Below are 2,754 nucleotides of genomic sequence, written 5' to 3' on the forward strand. Positions count from 1 at the left end.
CAGCACCGGGCCTATGCGGGGCGGGCGGTTCAACCCAGCCGCGGCCGTATGAGGGTAGCTTCCGACTACGAGCCCGTGCCGCGGGCCCGCCGCAAGCGCCGCGTGCAGGTCGCGGTTATCTCCGACGTGCACCTGGGCACCTACGGCTGCCACGCCAAGGAGCTGCTGCGCTACCTGAAGAGCATCCGGCCGCAGGTGCTGGTGCTGAATGGTGATATCGTCGACATCTGGCAGTTTAGCAAAAATTACTGGCCGCCGGCCCACATGCGGGTGGTGCGCTACCTGGCCGGCCTGGCCGCCAAGGGCGTGAAAATCCATTACCTCACCGGCAACCACGACGAGCTGCTGCGCAAATTCGCCGGCTTGAAGCTGGGGCACTTTCGCCTCGACAACAAGCTGGTACTCGACCTGCCGCACGGCCGCACCTGGCTTTTTCACGGCGACGTGTTTGACGTGACCATGCGGCACTCGCGCTGGCTGGCCAAGCTCGGCGGCCACGGCTACGACCTATTGATTCTGCTGAACCGCTTTGTGAACTACGGCCTAGCCAAATTGGGCCGCCCCCGCGTGGCGCTGAGCAAGCTGGTGAAGGAGCGCGTGAAAACCGCCGTGGCGGCCGTGAGCAATTTCGAAGACACCGCCGCCGCCATTGCCGCCGACGAAGGCTACCGCTACGTGGCTTGCGGCCACATTCATCAGCCCGAAATCAAGCCTCTGCGCACCGAGAAAGGGGAGGTGACCTACCTGAACTCCGGCGACTGGGTGGAAAACCTAACCGCCCTGGAATACACTGCCGAAGCCGGCTGGCAGCTTTACTATTACAACGACGACCCCGCCATGCAGCAAGCCCCCGAAACGGAAGCTGCCGACGCGGCCGAGGAACTGGCCGACGCCGACCCGGCTGCGCTACTGGAAGGGTTGCTGGCGGAGTTTAAGATTAAGGTGTAAACGCTGGCGGCGGTATCTACACAGACATAGAACGTCATGCTGAGCGCAGTCGAAGCATGACGTTCTTAAAATTCAGAACCAACACCGAATGTCCCGAATCCTCTACGCCATTCAAGGTACCGGCAACGGCCACCTGAGCCGCGCCCTCGATGTGGTGCCGCTGCTACAAAGCCGTTGCGAGCAGCTCGACATTCTAGTGAGCGGGCCGCCGGCCGATTTGCCGCTGCCGTTTGAAGTGAAATACCGGGCCCAGGGCATGGGGTTTTTATTCGGGAAGAAGGGCGGCATCAACTTCGTGAAAACCTTCTGGCAGTTTAAGTCGGCCCGGTTCGTGAACGAGGTGCGGCACCTGCCAGTGGAAAGCTACGATTTGGTCATCAGCGACTTCGAGCCGGTGAGCAGCTGGGCCTGCAAGCTGCGCGAGGTGCCCTGCGTGGCCCTCAGCCACCAAAGCGCCGTGCTGCACCCCGCCGCCCCCCGCCCCGACCGCGAAGACCCCGCCGGCCGCGCCGTGCTGAAGCACTACGCCCCGAGCACGGCGCAGTACGGCTTTCACTTTCAAGAGTATGGCCCGGGTATCTTTACGCCCGTCATTCGCCGGCAGGTGCGCGAGCTGAGCCCCACCAACGAGGGCCACTACACGGTATATCTGCCGGCGTTTGAGGAGGGAATTCTGGTGGAGCGCCTGCAATACCTGAGCCGCACCACGCGCTGGGAGGTGTTCAGCAAGCACACCCGCACTCCGGCCGAGTACGGCAACGTGCGGGTGTGGCCGGTGAGCGGCGCGGCCTTCCTCGACAGCCTGGCCCGCGCAGCCGGCGTGCTCTGCGGCGCGGGCTTCGAAACGCCCGCCGAAGCCCTGTACTTGGGCAAAAAGCTGCTGGTGATGCCCATGAAGCAGCAGTACGAGCAGCAGTGCAACGCCGCGGCCCTGGCTAAAATGGGCGTGCCCGTCATCAAAAACTTCAAAGACAAAAACCTGGATAAGGTGGACCAGTGGCTGCACCGCGACGAAACCATCCCCGTAAACTATCCCGACCACACGGCCGCCGTGCTCGATACCCTGCTGCGAGAGCAGCTGCCGTGCGGCGTCAGTCAGAAATGGAACGGTGATTCCAATAAGAACGTCATGCTTCGGCTGCGCTCAGCATGACGTTCGCCGTATGCGCTTGACGTGCTTAATTACCTGTCCCTAATAATTAAACGCTCCTTCCGCGCCCCGCGCATGATAAAATTACCTCCCAGCTACGCCGAGCCGCTACCGGCTGCTTTCTACCCCGCTTCCACGCCGCTGCCGTTTTCCCGGGCCGACTTTGGGCCTGATTTTCAGTGGGGAGCCTCAGCCGCCGCTTACCAAACGGAGGGTGCGTGGCAGCAGCAGGGCAAGGGGCCCAGCATCTGGGATGACTTTACGCGGCGCAAGGGCGTTATCCGGCGCAACGAGCACGGGCGCGTGGCCGCCGATTTCTACGGCCGCTACGAAACCGACCTCGACCTGGCCGCCGGTCTGGGGCTGTCGGATTTCCGGTTTTCGGCCGCCTGGGCGCGCGTGCTGCCCGAAGGCACCGGGGCCGTGAACCGCCGCGGGCTCGACTTCTACGACCGGCTGGTAGATGCCTGCCTGGAGCGCGACCTGCGCCCCATGCTCACGCTCTACCACTGGGATTTGCCGAGTGCGTTGCAGGCTCGCGGCGGCTGGACCAACCGCGACATCGTGCACTGGTTTGCCGACTACGCCCAGCTCATGGCCCGCCGCCTCGGCGACCGCGTGCCGCAGTGGTGCGTGCTGAACGAGCCCATGGTGTT

Annotated in this window: 3 protein-coding genes; all 3 read left to right on the forward strand. The window is 63.6% G+C overall.

Going from position 1 to position 2,754, the window contains the following annotated elements; all coding sequences use genetic code 11:
* The first annotated feature begins 48 nt into the window (after positions 1-48).
* Positions 49-948, forward strand: coding sequence for a UDP-2,3-diacylglucosamine diphosphatase (locus tag ACYVDE_RS19500; protein WP_460503209.1), 900 nt, complete (start codon positions 49-51; stop codon positions 946-948).
* A gap of 88 nt (positions 949-1,036) precedes the next feature.
* On the forward strand, positions 1,037-2,101 hold the full coding sequence (locus tag ACYVDE_RS19505) for a glycosyltransferase family protein (RefSeq protein WP_460503210.1): 1,065 nt from the start codon (positions 1,037-1,039) through the stop codon (positions 2,099-2,101).
* Positions 2,102-2,173: 72 nt separating this feature from the next.
* On the forward strand, positions 2,174-2,754 hold a 581-nt coding region (locus tag ACYVDE_RS19510), incomplete at its 3' end, for a glycoside hydrolase family 1 protein (RefSeq protein ID WP_460503211.1).

This window comes from Hymenobacter agri, from assembly GCF_054778495.1.